The organism is Bradyrhizobium sp. SZCCHNRI1009 (assembly GCF_032487575.1).
Classification (GTDB): Bacteria; Pseudomonadota; Alphaproteobacteria; order Rhizobiales; family Xanthobacteraceae; genus Bradyrhizobium.
In genome coordinates, this window is sequence record NZ_JAUEUL010000041.1 from 1 (window position 1) to 20,900 (window position 20,900).

At 65.2% G+C, this 20,900-nt stretch carries 17 protein-coding genes; 9 read left to right on the forward strand and 8 right to left on the reverse strand.

What is annotated here, in order from left to right; genetic code table 11:
• Positions 1–30: 30 nt before the first annotated feature.
• Positions 31–1,179: an adenosyl-hopene transferase HpnH gene (hpnH, locus tag QX010_RS32490; protein WP_316183626.1), complete on the reverse strand. Its 1,149-nt coding sequence runs from the start codon at positions 1,177–1,179 to the stop codon at positions 31–33.
• Between the two features lie 34 nt (positions 1,180–1,213).
• A complete protein-coding gene (gene ispH, locus QX010_RS32495; protein WP_315801259.1) occupies positions 1,214–2,140 on the reverse strand; it encodes a 4-hydroxy-3-methylbut-2-enyl diphosphate reductase in 927 nt (308 codons plus the stop codon).
• Positions 2,141–2,627: 487 nt separating this feature from the next.
• On the opposite strand from ispH, the gene QX010_RS32500 reads away from it, so the two are divergent.
• Complete coding sequence (locus QX010_RS32500) at positions 2,628–5,228, forward strand: MMPL family transporter (protein ID WP_315801258.1); 2,601 nt, start codon at positions 2,628–2,630, stop codon at positions 5,226–5,228.
• A 67-nt stretch (positions 5,229–5,295) separates the two neighbouring features.
• Here the strand turns inward: QX010_RS32500 and QX010_RS32505 are convergent, their stop codons facing one another.
• A complete protein-coding gene (locus tag QX010_RS32505) occupies positions 5,296–5,922 on the reverse strand; it encodes a DUF2147 domain-containing protein (protein ID WP_409997886.1) in 627 nt (208 codons plus the stop codon).
• Positions 5,923–6,023: 101 nt separating this feature from the next.
• Here QX010_RS32505 and hpnO point away from each other — a divergent pair, with 101 nt between their 5' ends.
• On the forward strand, positions 6,024–7,415 hold the full coding sequence (hpnO, locus tag QX010_RS32510; protein WP_315714885.1) for an aminobacteriohopanetriol synthase HpnO: 1,392 nt from the start codon (positions 6,024–6,026) through the stop codon (positions 7,413–7,415).
• A 197-nt stretch (positions 7,416–7,612) separates the two neighbouring features.
• Here hpnO and QX010_RS32515 read toward each other — a convergent pair whose 3' ends face one another.
• The 4 genes from QX010_RS32515 to QX010_RS32530 form a co-directional block, all read right to left on the reverse strand.
• Complete coding sequence (locus QX010_RS32515; protein ID WP_316183627.1) at positions 7,613–8,395, reverse strand: anti-sigma factor; 783 nt, start codon at positions 8,393–8,395, stop codon at positions 7,613–7,615.
• 2 nt (positions 8,396–8,397) lie between these two features.
• Complete coding sequence (locus QX010_RS32520; protein ID WP_316183628.1) at positions 8,398–8,946, reverse strand: sigma-70 family RNA polymerase sigma factor; 549 nt, start codon at positions 8,944–8,946, stop codon at positions 8,398–8,400.
• Between the two features lie 97 nt (positions 8,947–9,043).
• Positions 9,044–9,361: a cupredoxin family copper-binding protein gene (locus QX010_RS32525; RefSeq protein ID WP_315801255.1), complete on the reverse strand. Its 318-nt coding sequence runs from the start codon at positions 9,359–9,361 to the stop codon at positions 9,044–9,046.
• A 13-nt stretch (positions 9,362–9,374) separates the two neighbouring features.
• Positions 9,375–10,319 carry a metallophosphoesterase family protein gene (locus tag QX010_RS32530; protein WP_315801254.1) on the reverse strand — a complete coding sequence of 315 codons (945 nt, stop codon included), beginning with the start codon at positions 10,317–10,319 and terminating at the stop codon, positions 9,375–9,377.
• A gap of 223 nt (positions 10,320–10,542) precedes the next feature.
• Here QX010_RS32530 and QX010_RS32535 point away from each other — a divergent pair, with 223 nt between their 5' ends.
• Positions 10,543–11,715, forward strand: a complete 1,173-nt coding sequence (locus tag QX010_RS32535) for an acyltransferase (RefSeq protein WP_316183630.1) — start codon at positions 10,543–10,545, stop codon at positions 11,713–11,715.
• A gap of 352 nt (positions 11,716–12,067) precedes the next feature.
• Here the strand turns inward: QX010_RS32535 and QX010_RS32540 are convergent, their stop codons facing one another.
• On the reverse strand, positions 12,068–13,687 hold the full coding sequence (locus tag QX010_RS32540) for a GMC family oxidoreductase (protein ID WP_316183631.1): 1,620 nt from the start codon (positions 13,685–13,687) through the stop codon (positions 12,068–12,070).
• A gap of 173 nt (positions 13,688–13,860) precedes the next feature.
• Here QX010_RS32540 and QX010_RS32545 point away from each other — a divergent pair, with 173 nt between their 5' ends.
• From QX010_RS32545 to QX010_RS32570, 6 genes are all read left to right on the forward strand, one after another.
• A complete protein-coding gene (locus tag QX010_RS32545) occupies positions 13,861–15,030 on the forward strand; it encodes a M20 aminoacylase family protein (RefSeq protein ID WP_315801251.1) in 1,170 nt (389 codons plus the stop codon).
• A gap of 492 nt (positions 15,031–15,522) precedes the next feature.
• The gene (locus QX010_RS32550) at positions 15,523–15,873 is read left to right on the forward strand and encodes a hypothetical protein (protein WP_316183632.1); all 351 of its coding nucleotides are present in this window, start codon (positions 15,523–15,525) and stop codon (positions 15,871–15,873) included.
• A 240-nt stretch (positions 15,874–16,113) separates the two neighbouring features.
• Positions 16,114–17,145, forward strand: a complete 1,032-nt coding sequence (locus tag QX010_RS32555; RefSeq protein ID WP_316183634.1) for an aKG-HExxH-type peptide beta-hydroxylase — start codon at positions 16,114–16,116, stop codon at positions 17,143–17,145.
• Complete coding sequence (locus QX010_RS32560) at positions 17,142–18,347, forward strand: radical SAM protein (RefSeq protein WP_316183635.1); 1,206 nt, start codon at positions 17,142–17,144, stop codon at positions 18,345–18,347. The genes QX010_RS32555 and QX010_RS32560 overlap by 4 nt, the downstream gene beginning before the upstream one ends.
• 99 nt (positions 18,348–18,446) lie before the next feature.
• Entirely contained in the window at positions 18,447–19,562 is a 1,116-nt protein-coding gene (locus tag QX010_RS32565; RefSeq protein ID WP_316183636.1) for an aKG-HExxH-type peptide beta-hydroxylase, read from the forward strand.
• Positions 19,563–19,604: 42 nt separating this feature from the next.
• Positions 19,605–20,897, forward strand: coding sequence for a YcaO-like family protein (locus QX010_RS32570; protein WP_315801246.1), 1,293 nt, complete (start codon positions 19,605–19,607; stop codon positions 20,895–20,897).
• The last annotated feature ends 3 nt before the right edge of the window (positions 20,898–20,900 follow it).

The window sequence follows — 20,900 nt, forward strand, 5'->3', positions numbered from 1 at the left end:
CCGTTTCGTTGTGGACTGATCTCAGCGGCCTCAGGCCGCGGTCGAGGCCTTCTGCTGGGCTTCGACGGCCTCGTCCTTGCGGATCTCGGAGAGGCGCTTCTGCACCTCCGACGAGAACACGTATTGCGCCGGGCGCTGCTTGGAGAGGTCGATCTCCGGCGCCATCGGGCCTTCGGTCTTGATGCCGCGCAGCGACACGAACATCGCCTTGATCGGGTTGGTCAGCGCCGCATTGGCGGCGGTCGCCTCATAGCCGCAATGCGCCATGCAGTCGGCGCACTTCTCGTACTTGCCGGTGCCGTAGGAATCCCAGTCGGTGGTCTCCATCAGCTCCTTGAAGGTCTTGGTGTAGCCTTCGCCGAGCAGATAGCAGGGCTTCTGCCAGCCGAAGATGTTGCGCGCAGGCATGCCCCAGGGGGTGCACTCGAACTCCTGGTTTCCGGCGAGGAAGTCGAGGAACAGGCCGGAATGCATGAAATTCCACTTCTTGCCCTTGCCGAGCTTGAAGACGTCGCGGAACAGCTGCTTGGTCTTGGTGCGGTTGAGGAAGTGCTCCTGGTCCGGCGCGCGCTCATAGGCATAGCCGGGCGACATGGTGACGCCGACGCCGAGTTCGGTCGTGAAGTCCAGGAACTTGGCGATCTCCTCGGCCGGGTGGCCGTCGAACACCGTGGCGTTGACGTTGACGGTGAAGCCGCGCTCCTTGGCGGCCTTGATCGCGGAGACGGCGCGGTCGAACACGCCCTTCTGCGACACCGCCTTGTCGTGATGCTCGCGCAGGCCGTCGAGATGCACCGAGAAGAACAAATAGGGCGACGGCTCGAACAGGTCGAGCTTCTTCTCCAGGAGCAGCGCGTTGGTGCAGAGCGAGACGAACTTCTTGCGGGCGACCAGGCCGCGCACGATCTCGCCGATCTCCTTGTGGATCAGCGGCTCGCCGCCGGGGATCGCGACCATCGGTGCGCCGCACTCATCGGCCGCATCCCAGCACTCCTGCGCGCTCATGCGGCGGTTGAGGATCGCGTCGGGATAGTCGATCTTGCCACAGCCGGCGCATGCCAGGTTGCAGCGGAACAGCGGCTCCAGCATCAGCACGAGCGGATAGCGTTTCCGGCCGAGAAGCTTCTGCTTCATCAGATAGGCCCCGATACGCAGTTCCTTATGGAAGGGGATTGCCATTACGTCTCTTCTTTCTGGACCAAACGAGGACCGATCAGCCCGCGACCAGCTCGGCCGGCAGGCGGAATTCGATGTTTTCTTCCCGCCCCGGGACCACCGCGACCTCGACCGGTCCGATGCGCCGAAGGGCTTCGATGACGTCGTCGACAAGCACTTCGGGAGCCGAGGCGCCGGCAGTGATGCCGACGGCCTTGGCCCCCTTCAGCCAAACCGGATCAAGCTCGCTGCCATCAGCGATCAGATAGCTTGCGACCCCGGCCTCGGTGCCGATCTCGCGCAGTCTGTTCGAGTTGGAGCTGTTGGCGGCGCCCACCACCAGGATGACGTCCACCAGCTTGCTTAAGTCCCTTACCGCAGATTGGCGGTTCTGTGTCGCATAGCAGATATCCCGGATATCGGGACCTTGAAGGTCTGTAAAGCGGGCTTGAAGGGCTAAAATGATGTCCCGGGTGTCGTCCACGCTGAGCGTGGTCTGGGTAATATAGGCCAAGGGGGTGTCGAGCGGCAGAGGCAGGGCGGCCACATCGGCCACGTTCTGCACGAGGTAGACCGGGCCGGGAACCTGGCCCATGGTTCCCTCCACCTCCGGATGGCCGGCATGACCGATCAGTACCAGGGTACGTCCCTTGGACATGTAGCGCTTGCCCTGGTTGTGAACCTTCGTCACCAGCGGGCAGGTGGCATTGAGCACCGGCAGCCCGCGGGCGGCCGCTTCCTCCTCCACCGTCCGGGCGACGCCGTGGGCGCTGAACACGGTGACGGCGCGCGGCGGCACCTCGGAGAGGTCCTCGACGAAGATGGCGCCCTTGGCCTTCAGGCTCTCGACCACGTGCTTGTTGTGGACGATCTCATGACGCACGTAGACCGGCGGGCCATACTTCTCCAGCGCGCGCTCCACGATCTCGATCGCACGCACGACTCCAGCACAAAAACCGCGCGGCTGCGCGAGATACACCTGCATGGGACGTCCAGCCACGTTGCCTCACTTTCGACCCGGCACCTCCGTGCGTGCGACAGGGTTGCAATAATCGCACCAGCGAGTGCCCCCAATGGCCCGCCACACGGATGGAAACGCAGGGCTTTGTGTCAAAAATCGAGCGAAGAGAAAAGCCGGTCTGCAAGTCGCTCGCATGTGATGCGTCGCACGCAGCCCCCGAGAGGTTGCAGGTAATTTAGTAATTATAAATTAGATCAATCAATTGAGTTGGTTATGCTCTCACTCGTTCGTCACTTTACCGCCGAGAACAGCCGCTATATCAGCCGGCCCGACGGTTCCGTGCATCGTTCAACTTGATCCGCCGTCGAGGGACCATCCTCGTCTTCAAGGTTGGGCCAGGCCGGGTCGGGGCGCGCTCAGGATGTGTGCGTCCGGGGCTCGCCCTGATCGGGGAACTCCGCCATGAAGCGGACGTTTCCGCCCAGCTCTCTAAACATTAGAAAGTCACGAAGTGCTGACCACGTTTGTCGTCTCGATCGTCAAGGCCTGCACCCGGTTTGCCTGGCCGACATTGATTGCGGCCCTGCTGCTCTCCGTCGGCGCGGGCTTCTATACGGCGCGTCATTTCTCGATCAATACCGACATCAACAAGCTGATTTCGCCTGATCTCGACTGGCGCAAGCGCGACCAGCAATATGAGCAGGCGTTCGATCGCGATCGCATGATCCTGGGCGTGGTCGAGGCGGCGACACCAGAGCTGACCGGCGTGGCGGCTGATGCGCTTGCCAAGAAGCTCAAGGGCGACACCGCGAACTTCTCATCGGTCGAGCTGCTCGGCGGCGGCGAGTTCTTCGCCAGGAACGGCCTGCTGTTCCTGCCGACCGAGGAGGTCAAGCAGCTCACGGACCAGTTCACGGCGGCGGCGCCGCTGGTCGAGATCATGGCCGGGGACCCCTCGATCCGCGGCCTGACCGGTGCGCTGGAGACCGGCCTTGCCGGCGTCAAGCGCGGCCAGGTCAAGCTCGATAATGCCGCGCGGCCGTTCGACTACATCTCCCAGACGGTCGAGACCGTGCTCGACAAGGGCGATGCGACCTTCTCCTGGCGCCAGCTGATCTCCGACAAGCCGCTCGAAGACAGCGACAAGCGCGCCTTCATCCAGTTCAAGCCGATCCTCGACTACCAGGCCCTGGAGCCCGGCAAGGCGGCGACGGATGCGATCCGTCAGGCGGCGGCCGAGCTCGATTTCCCGCACCGCTTTCACGCCCGCGTGCGGCTGACCGGGCCGGTGCCGATCGCCAACGAGGAATACGCCACCGTGCAGGAAGGCGCCGTCGTCAACGGCATCGGCACCGTGGTCGTCGTGCTGATCATCCTGTGGCTGGCGCTGCATTCGGCCAAGATCATCTCGGCCGTGTTCATCAACCTGTTCATCGGCCTCGCGCTCACCACGGCCGTCGGCCTGATGATGGTCGGCTCGCTCAATCTGCTGTCGGTCGCGTTCGCCGTGCTGTTCATCGGCCTCGGCGTCGATTTCGGCATCCAGTTCAGCGTGCGCTATCGCTCCGAGCGGTTCAAGAACGACAATCTTCCGGAAGCGCTGGCGGAAGCCGCGCGCCGCTCCGCGGTGCCGCTGTCGCTCGCGGCGATGGCGACGGCTGCCGGTTTCCTGTGCTTCCTGCCAACCGACTACAAGGGCATCTCCGAGCTCGGCGCCATCGCCGGCGCCGGCATGATCATCGCGTTCCTGTCGTCGATCACGGTGCTGCCGGCATTGCTGAGGATCCTCAATCCGCCCGGCGAGAAGGAGCCGGTCGGCTACGCCTTCCTGGCGCCGGTCGATCATTTCCTCGAGAAGCACCGCGTGCCGATCATCGTCGGCACGCTCGGCCTGGTCGTCGCCGGCCTGCCGCTGCTCTACTACATGAAGTTCGACTTCAACCCGATGAACCTGCGCAATCCGCGCGCCGAGTCGATCGCGACCTATCTCGACCTGCGAAAGGATCCGAACACGGGCGCCAATGCGATCGACGTGCTGACGCGCTCCGAGACCGAGGCCAAGGCGATCGAGGCCAAGCTGGCGAAGTTGCCCGAGGTGGCGCGCGTGATGTCGCTCGACAGCTTCGTCCCCGAGGACCAGCCGGCCAAATTGAAGCTGATCGCGCAGGGCGCGAAGGTGCTGGGGCCTGCACTCAACCCCGATCAGGTCGATGCGGCGCCGAGCGACAAGGAGAATGTCGACGCCCTGAACTCGACCGTCGACAATCTCCGGCGCACCGCGGGCGAGAGCAACGGGCCGGGCGCGGTCGCGTCGCGGCGGCTCGCCGACGCGCTTGCCAGGCTCGCGGGCGCCAGCGAAACGGTTCGCAACAAGGCACAGGCGGTGTTCGTCGAGCCGTGGAAGATCACGCTGACGCAGCTCAGCGCCACTCTCCAGGCGCAGCCGGTCAGCCTCGCGAACCTTCCGCCGGAACTGGTGTCGCAGTGGAAGAGCAAGGACGGACTGATTCGGGTCGAGGCGCAGCCCAAGGGCGATCCGAACGACAACGACAATCTCAGGCGATTCGCCAACGCCGTCCTGACGGCCGAGCCCAACGCGATCGGCGGTCCGGTCTCGATCCTGAAGTCCGGTGACACGATCGTGAAGGCATTCATCCACGCCGGCATCTACTCGCTGGTCGTGATCAGCCTCCTGCTGTGGGTGACCTTGAAGCGCTTCAGCGACGTGCTCATGACGATCGTGCCGCTGCTGGTTGCGGGCGCCGTGACGCTTGAGATCTGCGTGCTGATCAAGCTGCCGCTGAACTTCGCCAACATCGTCGCCCTGCCGCTCCTGCTAGGCATTGGCGTCGCGTTCAAGATCTACTACGTGGTGGCGTGGCGCGGCGGCCGCACAAATTTGCTCCAGACCAGCCTGACCCGGGCGATCTTCTTCAGCGCACTGACGACGGCGACCGCATTCGGCAGCCTGTGGCTGTCGAGCCATCCCGGCACGTCCAGCATGGGCAAGCTGCTGGCGCTGTCGCTGGTCACCACGCTCGCCGCCGTGCTGCTGTTCCAGCCGGCGCTGATGGGCAAGCCTCGCGAGATCAAGGAGCAAGAGGGCTCGTGATCACGGAATAGAAAAAGCGGCCGATCTCTCGGCCGCTTTTTTTGTTCGCGTGACGGACGCCCGTTAGTTAGCGGGGGCGCGCGATCTCGGGCAGCAGGCAGATATCGCCGACCTGGTCCGCGGGCTTGTGTCCCGGCTTGGCCGATGCGGTTGCGCCACTGCCGACGCCGGTGGTCGTCTTGGCCGCCGGAGCAGGGGCCGGCGCGATTGGTTTCTGTGTACCTTTGGCCATGCTGTTCACAGGGCTCGACGGAATCGGCGGAGCAACCCGCGTCCAGGTCTCGCCGCCGCACAGGAAGCCGAGCACGCAGCCCTTGATCTCCAGGTGATCGGGGTCGACCGGCGTGATGGTGGAGCTGTAGAGCTGCCCATCCTTGGCGTTGTAGACTTGGCCTTCCCACGCGTCTGCGCCGGGCTTCTTCTTCATGTCGATCAGGATCGGCATGCCGAGCGTCGGGCGGCTCTGGCGGGCCGGATCGGGGTTGTTGCTGTCGCGTCCGCCCGGGGTCTTCTCCCAGGCCACGACGCCCCACATGCTGCCATTACATTGTGCGACTCGGATGTTCGCGACGCCGTCGGCAACCCGCCAGTCGCCGGTGGGGTCGGCCGCGAGCGCGGAAGAAATTCCTGCTGCGAACACGACTGCGGAGTATGCTAGTGTCGTCGACATGAGATATCTAAGGCGATGCAACATTGGCAGAAACCCGTGCTTGCTTTGATGGTGCGAATGAGGGCAAAACGCCGCATTGCGCGTTTTCAGTTGACGTCACGTCCATCAACCGAAGTATGTAGCCGATGCTAAAACCCAATCTAGACGTTTCCGAGATGTTTGTGGAGCGCCAAGCGCAGCGCAGCACGATGCACTCTCGGCATCTGAACGAGCAGCTTGTCCGCGTTCTCAAAACGATTGGATATGATGTTGGGTTCCAGAAGGGACAAGGGCAATATCTCTACGATCGTGATGGGGCCCGTTATCTTGACCTGCTCAGCGGTTTTGGCGTCTTTGCAATCGGCCGCAATCATCCGACACTGCGCGCCGCGCTGAAAAGCGTCCTCGACACCGACCTGCCGAATCTCGTTCAGCTCGACGTCTCGACCTTGGCGGGCGTTCTTGCCGAGCGGCTGCTGGAATATGTCCCGTATCTGGACAAGGTGTTCTTCGCCAATTCCGGCGCCGAGACCGTGGAAGCCGCGATCAAATTCGCGCGTGGCGCGACCGGCCGGCCCGGCATCGTCTATTGCGGGCACTCCTATCACGGTCTCACCTATGGCGCGCTGTCGCTGACCGATGATTCGAACTTCCGCAACGGCTTCGAGCCGCTGCTGCCGGGCTGCACGGCAATCCCCTTCAACGATCTTGCCGCGCTCGAGCAGGCGCTGTCGTCGCGCGAGATCGCAGCGTTCATCGTCGAGCCGATCCAGGGCAAGGGCGTCAACATGCCCTCCGACGAGTTCCTGCCGGGTGCCGCTGCGCTCTGCAAGAAATACGGCACCATCTTCATCGCCGACGAGATCCAGACCGGCATGGGACGCACCGGCCGGTTCCTCGCGGTGGAACATTGGAATGTCGAGCCCGACATGGTGCTGCTGTCGAAAGCGCTGTCCGGCGGCCATGTCCCGGTCGGCGCGCTGCTGACGCGCAAGCAGATCTTCGACAAGATATTCAACCGCATGGATCGCGCCGTGGTGCACGGCTCGACCTTCGCCAAGAACGACCTCGCGATGGCCGCCGGCATTGCCACGCTCGAGGTGATGAAGGCCGAGAAGCTGGTCGAGGCAGCCGCCAAGCGCGGCGCCGAGCTGCGGCTGGCGCTGACCCGGATGGTGCCGGGCTACGAGCTGCTCAAGGAAGTCCGCGGCAAGGGGCTGATGATCGGCGTCGAGTTCGGTCCGCCGAAATCGCTGCGCCTCAAGGCGTCGTGGACCATGCTGGAGAGCGCCAACAAGGGCCTGTTCTGCCAGCTCATCACGGTGCCGCTGTTCAAGGATCACAAGATCCTGACCCAGGTCGCCGGTCACGGCCTGCACACGATCAAGCTGCTGCCGCCGCTGACCATCACCGAGGAGGACTGCGCCTGGATCGAGCGCGCCTTCGACGACGTCATCGCGCAGAGCCACAAGGTCCCCGGCGCGATCTGGTCGCTCGGCAAGACCCTGGTCGACAACGCCATCCGCAAATCGGCGTGAGCTGACGAACATGTAGGGTGGGCAAAGGCGCGACGCGCCGTGCCCACCATCTCGATCCTCGCAGGACCTTTGGTGGGGCACGCTACGCTTTGCCCGCCCTACGAAGGGCTTGTCATGGCGAGCGAAGCAATCCAGCCTTCCTTCGCGCCTCGGGATTGCGTCGCTTCGCCCGCAATGACGGAGCGCGCGAGAGCGACTCAGCTGCTCCCACCCATCTTCCGCTCGAACCGCTCGCCGAACTCCTCGAGCTCGTCGCCGCCGATATCGCTGATCGCCCAATAGCTGAGGCCGCGGTCGCGCCAACTCCTGATATTGAAGCCCTGGATCGTGTCCATCCGTGCGGCGCGGCGCTCGGTGGACGAGGTCTGCGCCACGAACAGATTGATGACGTGCTGGCGGCGGCGATAGACCACCGCGCCGATCGGGCGGGCATCGACATAATCGAGCCGCCCGCCGATCAGGGTGAATCCCTCAGCGGTGAGGTCGATCACCGGCGGCGCCACGTCGAGCCTGCCGTTGAACCAGGGCTTGACGGTGTGCTGGTCGGTCGAGATCACGTCGGTCAGGTGGCCGGCCTGCAGCGAGCGCAGATGCGCCGAGACGATCTCGGCCTCGATCCGCTGCTGGTCGTCATTGCGCAGCACGATGGCGACGAGACCGGTGGCGGCCAGCGCCGACACGGCCGAGCCCATCGCAAAGCCCTTCAGCAGCGAGCGGCGGCTCGGCCGGACGGCAAACGGAGTAACGACGGCCGCCTCGACCGGCGGCAGGGCGGCTTCGATGCGCTGGCGCAAGGCGGCGGGCGCCTTGTAGCCGAGGTCGGCGCCGGCGAGCATCTGCTTCATCTCCCTGATGGTAGCAAGCTCCGCAGCGCAGCGCGGGCAGGTCGCGACATGGGCTTCGACCTCGAGAGCGTGGCCGGCGTCGAGCTCGCTATCGGCCAGCGCGTGGATCAGGATCTCGGCTTCATCGCAGGTCATGGCTAGAGCTCCTCCTGCGCGAGCCAGGCGGCGCGCAGCATCGCGCGGGCGCGGGCGAGACGCGACATCACGGTGCCGACCGGCACGTCGGCGGCCTCCGCGATCTCGCGATAGGACAGATTGTTGACCTCGCGCAGCACGAACGTCTCGCGGAACGGCTCGGCCAGCGTGTCGATCATTCGCCGGATCGCCGAGGCATCGCGCTCGCGCAGCACGGCGCCTTCCGGCGTCTCGGTGCTCTCCTGCCACAGCGGCGGCTGCTCGGCCGCTTCGGGCGCATCGTCGAGCGCCTTGACCGGCGCACCGGCGCGGCGCGCGAATTCGGCGTGGCAGACATTGCGCAGGATCGCAAACAGCCACGGCTTCATCGCCGGACCACGGTAGGTGTCGAAATGCTTCAGAGCGCGCAGGTAGCATTCCTGCACCGCGTCCTCCGCGTCGGCGGCGTTGCGCAGCAGATAGCGCGCCAGCGTGTAGACATCGTCGAGATGCGGCAGTGCCGCCTCGCGGAAGCGTCGCGCCCTCTCGGGATCGTCACTGGCTGTCGTCACCGGCGTGGTCTCCGGCCCGGTTCGCGGTCGCACGGCGCGGCCGGCGCTACGCCGCCGACCGGTCCATGCGACGATGCTCATGCCCTGGTTCGCGATGCTACTCAACCTTGACCAGCCCCGTCATGTGCGGATGCAGCGAACAGAAATATTTGTAGTCGCCGGCGGCTGCGAAGGTGAAGGAGAAGCTGTCGTCGGTATCGAGCGTTTTCGACCGGTATTTCCCGGCCGACACCACCGTGTGCGGGATGTCGTCGTGGTTGGTCCAGGTCACGGTGTCGCCGACCTTCACCGTCACCGCGGCCGGGGTGAAGGTGAAGTTGTCGATGGTGACCTTGATGGTCTCGGCGCGCAGCGGCGTGGCGCCGAGAAGCAGCGCGGCGGCGAGGCAGGCGCCGCGAACAACAGACTGGCTCATTGCGTTTCCGTCCTCAGCCGGCCAGCGGCGTGTCGATGATGGCGAGCCGCTCGGACCCGACCTTGAAGTCGATGCTGGCGATGCCGAGCAGGCTGCGCAGCCTGGCGTCCTCGACCTTCATCGGGCCGGGCGAGGGCGCCGTGCCCGGCGCCGGCTGCGGAAAGGCGGTCGAGCGCGCGGTGTGGAAGGTGACGTTACCCTCGACCTTCTGCATCACCTGATGAATATGGCCGTTCAGCACCGTCACCGAGCCGAACCCCTTCAGGCTGTCCAGCGCGCGGCCGCCATCCTCGGTGCCCCAGCCCCATTCCGGATATACGGTCCACAACGGGATGTGCGCGAACACGACGACCGGGGTCGATTTGGAGCGGCCCTTGAGATCCTGCTCCAGCCAGGCGAGCTGCTCGGCGCCGAGATTGCCGAGCCCGCCGGCCTTGAGATCGACCACGTTGACCAGCCCGATGAAGTGTACGCCATTGGCGTCGAACGAATACCAGCCGGAGCCGCGCGTGCCCTTGCCGTAGCGCTCCTTGTAGAGCTTGACGTCCTCGTCGAGGAAGTCGTGCTCGCCGGGCACGTAGTGCACGTCGAGCCGCGTCTGCGAGATGATGCGATCGGCGTCGTCGAACTCGGCCGCCTTCGACAGATGCGAGATGTCGCCGGTGTGGATCATGAAGGACGGCTTCACCGGCATCGCCTTGATGCGGTTGACGGCCTCCTCGAGCGTGCCGAGCGCGTTGGGATTGGCCGGCTTGTCGAAGCCGACATGGCTGTCGCTGATCTGCAGGAAGGTCAGGCCGGAGGCGGGCTGCTCGGCCGCCCGCGCGGCGTCGACCAGGCCGAGCGAACGCGGCACGCCGCCCGATAGCGTCCAGAGCACGCCGGTGCCTGCCCACGTCATGCACTCCAGCACCTTGCGACGGCTGACGCCGTTCTCGTCGTGATCACCAAGGCTCATCGTCATCTCCCGTTGCCCGTCATCGGGCTTGCGGGTGAGAAGAGCGATGGCGGCCCGGTTTTATTCCCGGCTTCTCGCGATCGAAACGCGATGACGTGTTCGTGATCATGCCGGCCATGGCCGGCGGCTCACCTGCTCGCGCAGGATGTCGGCGCAGGGCCGCGCGAAATATACAAGCGGCGTGCGCCGCCGAAGGGCGGCTGATGGACTGGATGCGACGTCGATGCATGAGCGCGTGATCCCCAACCTGCAACGAACCGAGCTGTCTGCCGATCGGATCGTGCCGCTCGATCGCGCCAGGACGTTCATCACGCTCTCGGTCGTGCTCTATCACTCCGCCATCAACTACACTCATTTCGGCCAGGGCGGCGACCGCATGCACTGGCTCGGCTTCGACCTCGTCGCGCTGTTCAACGACAGCTACTTCATGTCGTGCATGTTCTTCATCTCCGGCCTGTTCGTGCCGGCAAGCCTGGCGGGCCGGGGCGCGTCGGACTATGTCGGGCGCCGCGCGCTGCGGCTCGGCGTGCCCTACATCGTGTCGATCCTCGTGATCATGCCGATCGCCTATTACCGATACTACGTGGCCGAGGATCAGTTCGCCGCGGTGTGGTGGCGCATGATCAGCGAAGGGCCGTGGCCGTCCGGCTCGGCCTGGTTTCTCGGCGTGCTGCTGGGGTTTGATATACTGGCTGCGCTCGTCTGCGTCCTGGCGCCGCAGGCGATCGGCGCAGTCGGGCGCTGGGCCGGGGCGTTGCTGCACTATCCGCTCACTGGCTTCCTGATCTTCCTCGTGATCGCCAACCTGGCCTATCTGCCGCCGCATCTCGGCTTCGGTGACGGTTTCTGGTTCATGCCCGGACATTTTCCGCTGCCGCTGCAGGCGAGCCGGGTGCTGCTCTATCCGGCCTTCTTCGTCGGCGGCGTCGCGATCGGTGCCGCCGGGCTGCGAGCGGGCCCGTTCGCGGCCGACGGCGCGCTGGTGCGGCGCTGGTGGATCTGGTTCGGTCTTTCCTATGGCTGCTATGGCGCGATCCTGTTGCTGGCCTACGCCCATCACAACTGGATCGCCGACTTCGACTCGCCGCCGCTATGGTGGCGTGCGGCCTATGGCAGCGCCGTGGCAAGCTTCTGTGCTGCGATGGCGTTCGGCGTGCCGACCTTCTTCCTGCGCTGGGCGAAGGCGCCGCTGGCGCTGATGGATCGCCTGCAGCCGTCGGCCTACGGCATCTATCTGCTGCACTTCCTGCCGCTGCTGTGGCTGCAATATCTGGTCTACGACCCGGCGTGGCCGGCGGGAGTGAAGTTCGCGATCGTGCTGGCGGGCACGCTGTCGGTGAGCTGGCTGGCGACTGTGCTGTTGCGCCGAATCCCGTTGGTGGCGCGGATCGTCTGATCCGTTGCGCGCGGCGGTGGCTGCCGTCGAACTCGTTACGGTGACACTTGGCGTCAATAAGACGAGGCGCGGTGCGGGTGAATGCGCCCTCTCCTCTTGTGGGCCCCTTGTGGGAGAGGGCATGTAGGACAGTGCAGCAAGCTCGGTTGGGTGAGGGGTATGCCTCAACGAGCGTCGCTCGCCGAGATATACCCTCACCCAACCGCGCGCGTGGATAGGCCGAAGATGCCTTCTCTCACAAGGGGAGAGGGCGCTGTATCGTACAGCGCCCTGTGTCAACGCCATCGATGCCGATGGTGAGAATTGCGCGCGCGAGTTCGGCGCAAAACGAGCGGGATCGCATGCGCGCGCTTCACCGCCCATCCTCCAGGATCATCATCGCCGCCTTCTCCGCGATCATCGCGGTCGGCGTGTTGGTGTTGCCCGACGTGATGGTCGGCATGATCGAGGCGTCGGCGATGCGCAGGCGGTCGATGCCGCGGAAGCACAGCCGCTCGTCGACCACGGCCATCGGATCATCGGGGGAGCCCATCTTCGCCGTGCCTACGGGGTGGAAGATGGTGGTGCCGATGTCGCCGGCGGCCTTGGCGAGCGCCGCGTCGTCATCGCCGACCGATGGGCCGGGCAGATATTCTTCCGGCCTGTAGGCGGCGAGCGCATTCTGTTTCATCAGCCGGCGGGTGACGCGGATGGCGTCGGCCGCGACCTGGCGGTCGTCCTCGGTCGCCAGATAGTTCGGCGCGATCGATGGCGCTTCATCGATTGCTGCGGAGCGGATGCGGACGCTGCCGCGCGAGGTCGGACGCAAATTGCAGGCGCTGACCGTGATCGCGGGAAAGCGATGCAGGGGATCGCCGAACTTGTCGAGCGACAGCGGCTGCACGTGGAATTGGATGTTGGCGCGGTCGCGCGTCGCATCCGAGCGCGTGAAGATGCCGAGCTGCGACGGCGCCATGGTCAGCGGCCCGCGGCGCCGGAACGCGTAGTCGAGACCCATCAGGCCGCGGCGGACCAGCGAGTAGTAGGTCTCGTTCAGCGTCTTCACGCCCGTGACCTTGTAGATCGCGCGCTGCTGCAGATGGTCCTGCAGGTTGCGTCCCACGCCCGGTCTGTCGAGGACGAGGTCGATGCCGAGCGCGCCGAGCCACTCGGCCGGGCCGATGCCCGAACGCTGCAGCACCTGCACCGAGCCGATCGAGCCGGCGCTGAGGATGACCTCGCCCCTGGTGCGGGCCTCGATGGTCTCGCCGTTCTGCCGGAAGCGCACGCCGGCGGCGCGGCCGTTCTCGATGATCAGGCGATCCACCATCACCTGCGTTTCCAGCCGCAGGTTCGGCCGGCTCAGCGCCGGCTTGAGGAAGCCCCGCGCGGAGGACCAGCGCCGGCCGCGCTTCTGGTTGACGTGGAAATAGCTGATGCCCTCATTGTCGCCGGTGTTGAAGTCGGGGATGCGGCGCAGGCCCATCTGCTCGGCGGCGTCGCCGACCGCGTCGAGCACCGCCCAGGACAGCCGGGGCGCCTCGATCCGCCAGCCGCCGCCGACGCCATGGTGTTCGCTTTCGCCGAGAAAATGATCCTCCAGCCTCCTGAATACCGGCAGCACGTCGGCATAGCTCCAGCCGGCGAGGCCGAGCTGGCGCCAATGGTCGTAGTCGGCGGCCTGGCCGCGCATCGAGATCATGGCGTTGATCGCCGAGCAGCCGCCGATCACCTTGCCGCGGGGGTAGGCCAGCGAGCGGCCATTGAGGCCCGGCTCGGCCTCGGTGCGAAACATCCAGTCGGAGCGCGGATTGCCGATCGCGAAGAGGTAGCCGACCGGAATATGGAACCAGATCCAGTTGTCGTTGCCGCCTGCCTCGAGAATCAGGACGCGGGCCTTGGGATCGGCCGACAGCCGGTTGGCGAGGATGCAGCCGGCGGTGCCGGCGCCCACCACGATATAGTCGTAATCCCCCTCGAGCTGTCTCGGCATCGGCATTCCCTTCCCATCGTTGCGAGCTTTTAGTCAGCCCGGACCAGCCCGGACAAGCGCCACGTTCATGGCTGGTTGACCGAGCCATGAGACGGGCGCAGCCCTTATCTTGGGCGGTGCGACTTTTGCATGCTAAACAGGCGCAAAGTCCCACCGGAGTTACGAGATTCCCCATGCCCATCGTCAACCGCGTCGCCGATCTGCAGCCCGATATCCAGGCCTGGAGGCGGGATATCCATTCGCATCCGGAGCTGCTCTACGACGTGCATCGGACGGCGGCCTTCGTCGCGGATCGGCTGCGCGAGTTCGGCTGTGACGAGGTCGTGACCGGCCTCGGCCAAACCGGCGTGGTCGGGGTCATCAAGGGCCGCAAGCCCGGCCATGGCGAGGTGAAGGTGCTCGGACTGCGCGCCGACATGGACGCGCTGCCGATCGTGGAGGCGACCGGACTGCCCTATGCCTCGAAGACCCCGGGCATGATGCATGCCTGCGGCCATGACGGCCATACGGCGATGCTGCTCGGCGCCGCGCGCTATCTGGCGGAGACCCGCAACTTCGCCGGCGAGGTGGCGGTGATCTTCCAGCCGGCCGAGGAGGGCGGCGGTGGTGCGGACGCGATGATCAAGGACGGCCTGATCGACCGTTTCAAGATCGACCAAGTCTACGGCATGCACAACGGGCCCGGCCTGCCGGTCGGCGCCTTCGCCATCCGCCAGGGGGCGCTGATGGCGTCGACCGACGCGATCGACATCACCATCGAGGGGCATGGCGGTCATGCCGCCAAGCCGCACAATTGCATCGACTCGCTCCTGGTCGGCGCCCAGCTCGTCACCGCGCTGCAGCAGATCGTGTCGCGCAGCGTCGATCCGCTGGAGGCCGCGGTGCTGTCGATCTGCGAGTTCCACGCCGGCAATGCCCGCAACGTGATTCCGCAGAGCGCGGTGCTGCGCGGCACCGTGCGGACGCTGACGCCGAAGGTGCGTGAGCTGATGGAGAAGCGGGTGCGCGAAGTCGTGACCGGCGTCGCTCAGATGACCGGCGCCAGGATCGACCTGAACTATGCGCGCGGCTATCCCGTGGTGATCAATCACGCCGAGCAGACCGAGATCGCGATCCGCGCTGCCAAGGAGGTCGCCGGCGACGCCAACGTCCACGAGATGCCGCCGATGATGGGCGGCGAGGATTTCGCCTACATGCTCGAGGCCCGTCCCGGCGCCTTCATCTTCGTCGGCAATGGCGACAGCGCCGGCCTGCATCACCCCGCCTACAATTTCAACGACGAGGCGATCGTCTACGGAACGTCGTTCTTCATCAAGGTGGTGGAGAACACGCTGGCGGCGTGAGGCTCGTCATCGCGCATGGGAATGTGACGGGCCCGCGCGGTGAGCGCGGGCCTTTTGCTTGCCCTATGCACGTTGGGGTTCATGACCTTCGCGAGATGGCTGCGCGTGCGCTGCGGTGGAGCGAGGTGCGACGATATGCCTTGCGATAATGTTTGCAGGCGCAAGGCACGCGTCATGCGCAGCCGTTGCAGGCATATGAGGCGATCGCAGCATGTCCTCCATGTAAGCAATCAGCAGGTGTATCGACCCGACTACTCTATTGTGCCTCAAATAGCTTCATGTTAGTTTTTTCCGACTTCGGCGACTGGCCGAGTGTGGACGGCCTGAGCGAAGTGGTTAGCACAGCTACATCGTTGCAAGATCTGTCTGTGTTCCAAGACGAATGTTCCAGGATCTGTGAGTTCAGGGCGCGAGGTCACAGGACTTGTACCGGGACGTTGCTATTTCCTTTCTGAATGAATGGCGGTTCTCAACCGACTGGGAGTTTTAGGAATGGCTGATCGCGATCCGGCGGAAATGCGCAAGAAGGTCGATCTTGCGTTGAAATCCGTAGTAGATTCAGAGATTGCACGTGCCTCTCTGAAGATCGACATCATGGCGGAAGGCGTTCCATTCTCGCGCGGAGCGATCTTCAGCAAGACCAACCCGTTTTCGCGCGGCATCGTCTTCAGCCGCCTCGCGGCGATGGAGCGTCCGGACGAGATGGAACGCGAAATCGCCAACGATCCTGCGGTCCTGGGGGCTCTTGCTGAGCGCCTCACGCAGGTGCGGGCTGTGAAGGACCTCAAGGGGCAGTTCAACGTGTCCCAGGCGCCGGCCGCGTCGACGAAATCGACCAGGTGATCGGATCGATTGTTCGGCTTAGACCCAAGCGAAGCGGGCCTGCCGTGTCGGATCTTGCCGATGTGACCGGTCTTGGCCCGCCCGCCACCTCGCCATTGCGTATGACGGGACTCGGTCGCCGTCGTGCGCATGAGCTTTCCTGATAGCTGCTCTTGATACCGGCATCGGTTGCGGTCCTGCCTCACGGCGGGAAAGCTCGCGGCTGGCTTCGTTGGCGTATTTCCGGAGGCATGCTCGATCATGACTGACGCGTGGACCTGGCGACCGTCGAAATCTGCCTGGCATGAGAAATTCAACGACAAGATCCTGAGATGGCAGCCCGAGGAGCGCCTCGGCCTGGATGGCGAGCCGCTCAAGGCATCGCTCATCGAAGCCAATGCGCATGAAGCGGATTGGCTTCGCCATCCCTGCATGAACTCCATCACCTATGAGGGACACGACAAAAGCCCGCAGCGCGATCTGCAGGTCGCGATCTGGACGGCTGCCAATGCGCCGACTGCCTCCACGTCGCTGACGGCGCCGGAGCCGCTGACCTTATGGTCGCCGGTCGGAGGCTATCGGATCGAGGCCGGCACGTATGACCTGAACGAGCTGGCCGGACTGCTTCCGATGAAGGAGTGGCCCTACGACATATCCGTCGATGTGGGGTGCCACTCGCTGGGATTTCCGATCCCCGATACCTGGGCTGAGCACACCGATCTCTCGGCCGACGAGCAGGCCCAGATGACGCGCGAGGTGACGAACTCTCTCGAGATCCTCGTGACCGCCGCGAAGAAGTTTCCCGAATGCGTGAATTGGGTGTCCGACGTGACGCGGGTCCTGATCCCCTTGCGCAGCAGCGAGCGATCCTATTTCCGCAGCGGATCGCAGGCCGACGTGCCCGGCATGGTCTATGCCGACCTGTTCGGCGGCCTGATGCAGGTGATGGAGGCCATCGTCCACGAATCCGCGCATCTGCATCTGTTCATGGCGGAGGCCTCTGGACCCCTGGTGGATCCGCAGCACCAGGGCCGCTACGCATCGCCGCTGCGACCGGAGCCGCGGCCCCTGCGCGGGATCCTGCTGGCGTTTCACGCCATCGCCTACATCTGTGCCTTCTATCGCGAGGCCGAGAAGCAGGGGTTTGGCGGATCGGCCGAGTATGATGCCGAGCTTGCCAACATGCTGACCAAGCTCAAGGAGGCGCAGGTCGTATTGGGTGATGCCCGACAGTTCCTGACCGAGGATGGCCGCATCTTCGTCGATCGCACCGCCGAGATAGCCTACCAATGAAGGACGGTCCGCATCTTCACTTCGTGTTCAAGGTCGCGTCGCGTTGCAATCTGAACTGCTCCTATTGCTACGTCTACAACAAGGGCGACAGCACCTGGAAAGAGCGCCCCGCGATCATGGACGATGAGGTCGTCGAGATCGCGATCGACCGCATCCGCCGCCATTGCCTGGCAACAGGCCAGACCTATTTGACGATCACCTTTCATGGCGGCGAGCCGTGCCTGGTTAAGCATGAGCGGTTCAGCTCCTGGTGCCAGAAGATCAAGGACGGGCTGGCGGGCGTCGCGCGGGTGCAGCTCTGCATGCAGACCAACGGCACGCTGCTCGACGATGGCTGGGCCGAGATCATCAAGAGGTTCGACATCGATCTCGGGATCAGCATCGACGGAACGCCGGACGTGCATGATTCCCTGCGCGTCGATCATGCCGGGCGGGGCTCCTATCACGACGTCGAACAGGGCCTTTCGGTGCTGCGCCGCGCCGGGATTCCGCTGCGCTTCCTGTCGGTGATCCAGCTCGGGGCCAGCGGCGCCGCGGTGCATCGCCATCTGACGAGCCTGGGCCCGGCCTCCATCGACTATCTGCTGCCGGATTTCACCCATGACACCATCGCGGCGGTTCGCGACCGCTATGGGCCGACGCCCTGTGCCGATTTCCTGATCCCGATCTTCGAGGATTGGTGGCGGGACGGCACGCTGGATCTCCGGATCAAGATTTTCTGGAATATCGCCTGGCTGGTTCAGGGCGGGGAGAGCCGCATCGACATGCTCGGCAACCAGCCGCTGACCTTCCTGTTCGTCAACACCGATGGCGAGATCGAAGGGCTGGATGTGCTGCGGGTCTGCTACGACGGTGCCGCGCGCACCGGCCTGAATGTGCGGACCTCCGACTTCATGGACGTCCAGCACGCTGGCGCGTTTCACCGCGCGGCGGTGTTCGAGGGCCTGCCGCTGCCCGACGGCTGCCGCGCCTGCCGCGAGCGCGACACCTGTGCCGGCGGCTATCTTCCGCATCGCTATGCGTCGCAGACCGGCTTCAACAATCCGACGGTGTGGTGCGCCGATCTCCTGAAACTGTTCGATCATGTCCGTGAACGGCTGGGGACGTCGGTGGAAGAAACGAAGCTCCGCCGGGCCCATTTCATCGACATGGCGCTGCAGCGGGCGGTGGGGCTGCAGCAGGAGTTGCCGGCCATCGGCTGAGGCGGGACCTCGATCGCCGTCTCATGAGCGATCGCGCCGGGGCCTGCGGTCGGGCGGCACGGTGGAGAGTGGAATGCGGAAGCGGAAGGAGTGCGCACGATGACGATCACCCGGATGCCCGATATTCTGCGCTGGGACGATTACGACGCGGTGTGCGACGGCGTGCTTGCCAGCTATGGCGATCGGCTCGCGCAGAAGCTGGGCGAGGCCGTGGGCGAGATCTGCCGCGACGATCCCGCGGGCGGGGACGAGCTGCGCAGCATGATGGATCGCGTCGCGGACGATGGCTTCATGCGGGTTCTCGATGCTCCCGAGACCTCGTTCCGTCTGTTGTCGGCGCCGGGCCGGCACGCCGAGGACAAGGGACGATTTCTGCGCGATGCGTTCGTGGCCGAGGCGTTGCGCCAGGAGCTCGACGTCGCCGCCGACCGGGACGTGTGGACCGCGCTCGGCGACCGCGGCTATCTGCGTGACGGCGCCTGCATCTGGCCCCAGGTCGAGGGCATGCCGGTGACCGATTACGGCAGCCCGCATGCGCTCAGGGTGGACCTGTCCGGCCAGGACCGGCCGGTCCCGCCGCCGCGCCCGCCGTTCTCGGACAGCGAAATCGACCGGCTGCACGATCTGCTGCGCCGGTCGCGGGCGGCGCTCGAACGGACCGAGGCGGGGCTTCCCCGCTTCGTCGCCCGCTTCAACATCGCCCTCATCCTGCAGAAGGATCCGGAGAGCCCGGCCAGCTTCTCGTCGGGATCGAACGGCTATTACATCGGCCGAACCTTCCTCGCCAATCCGCACCTTCCCGAGATCGACGAATCCCACGTCGCCGATGCGCTGGTCCATGAGGGCATCCACGCGCTGCTCTACATGCAGGAGCAGGAACAGCCCTGGTTTCTCGATTCGACGGCGAAGGGGTCGCTGCCGCGCATCACCTCGCCCTGGAGCGGCAGCCGGCTGCCGTTTCCGTCGTTCCTGCAGGCCTGTTTCGTCTGGTACGGCCTGCTGCATTTCTGGAGCCGGGCGATGCAGTCCGGCGCGTTCGAGCAGGGCGTCGCAATCAAGCGCATCCAGCTCTGCCTGCGCGGCTTCTGCAAGCAGCCGCTGCTCGACAGCATCGCGGGGTTCACGTCGGTGGTCGACGCCGATGTGCAGAAGACCATCGAGGAGATGCAGAACGTCGTCGTCGGCGCTTTCGCCGATGTCCGCCATGCAGGCTGATGCGACGACGACGTCGGTGACGGTTGAGTGCGGAGGCTGCGGATGGGGAGTGGAACGGCACTGCATCGGGATCGTCTGGCCGCGCATCCGGTCCAGAAGAGCTTTCGATCGGGAACGCAGCGGTCGGTGCCGCCGTCGCAGACGGTGGAGCGGGTGCGTCCTTACCTCGCCGAGATGGGGATCACGCGGGTGGCCGACGTCACCGGCCTCGACCGGGTCGGCATTCCCGTCACCATGGTCTGCCGGCCGAACTCGCGCTCGGTCTCGGTGTCGCAGGGCAAGGGGTTGACCCTGGACGCCGCGAAGGCGTCGGGCCTGATGGAATCGATCGAGCTGTTTCACGCCGAGACGATCACGCTGCCGTTGAAGCTTGCGACCTATGCCGAGCTGATCCGCGACCATGACGTGGTCGACGTCGCCGACCTGCCGCTGATCGCCGGCGGGCGCTTCCATCCGGATCTGCAGATGCTGTGGATCGAAGGCCGCGATCTGATTGCGGATGCCGATGTCTGGGTGCCGTTCGAGATGGTGAACCTCTCGACATCGCGCCCCGAAATGCCGGCCGGCAGCTTCATCTCGTCGTCGAACGGCTTGGCGTCCGGCAACCACCTGATCGAGGCGCTGCTGCACGGCATCTGCGAGGTCGTGGAGCGCGATGCGACCACGCTCTGGCACCTGCGCAGTCCGGACGAGCAGCAGGGCCGGCGCATCGCGCTCGACACGGTTCAGGACGAAGGCAACAGGCGGCTGCTAGAGATGTGCGAGCGTGCGGGCCTCGAGGTGGTGGCGTGGGACATCAGCTCCGATGTCGGGCTCGCCGCCTGCCAGTGCCTGATCTTCGATCGTGACGAGGAGCTGGGGCGGGATCTCTATGCTGCGTTGGGCATGGGCGCGCATCTGTCGCCGGAGATCGCCTTCCTGCGCGCGCTGACGGAAGCGGCGCAGAGCCGGCTGACGCTGATCGCGGGGGCGCGCGACGACGTGTTTCGCGAGGAATATGACGAGACGGCGCTGGCCGCGCAGTTTCTCGGCGAGCAGCGGGCGTTGCTGCGAACCAGCCCGCCGAAACGAAGCCTGCGCGAAACGCCGTCGCTGGCGTCGGAGACGTTCAACGACGATCTCGCCGTGGTTCTCGAACGGCTGCAGTCCGCCGGTGTCCGGCAGGTGATCGCAGTCGATCTCACCAAGAGCAGGTTCGAGATCCCCGTGGCGAGGGTCGTCATTCCAGGGCTCGAGACCTTCGACAAGAATCCGGACTACAGCCCGGGGCGGAGGGCGCGGGCCTTCGCCGATGATCAGCTCTCGCGGCGCCAGCCATCGGGGCATCCGCTATGACAT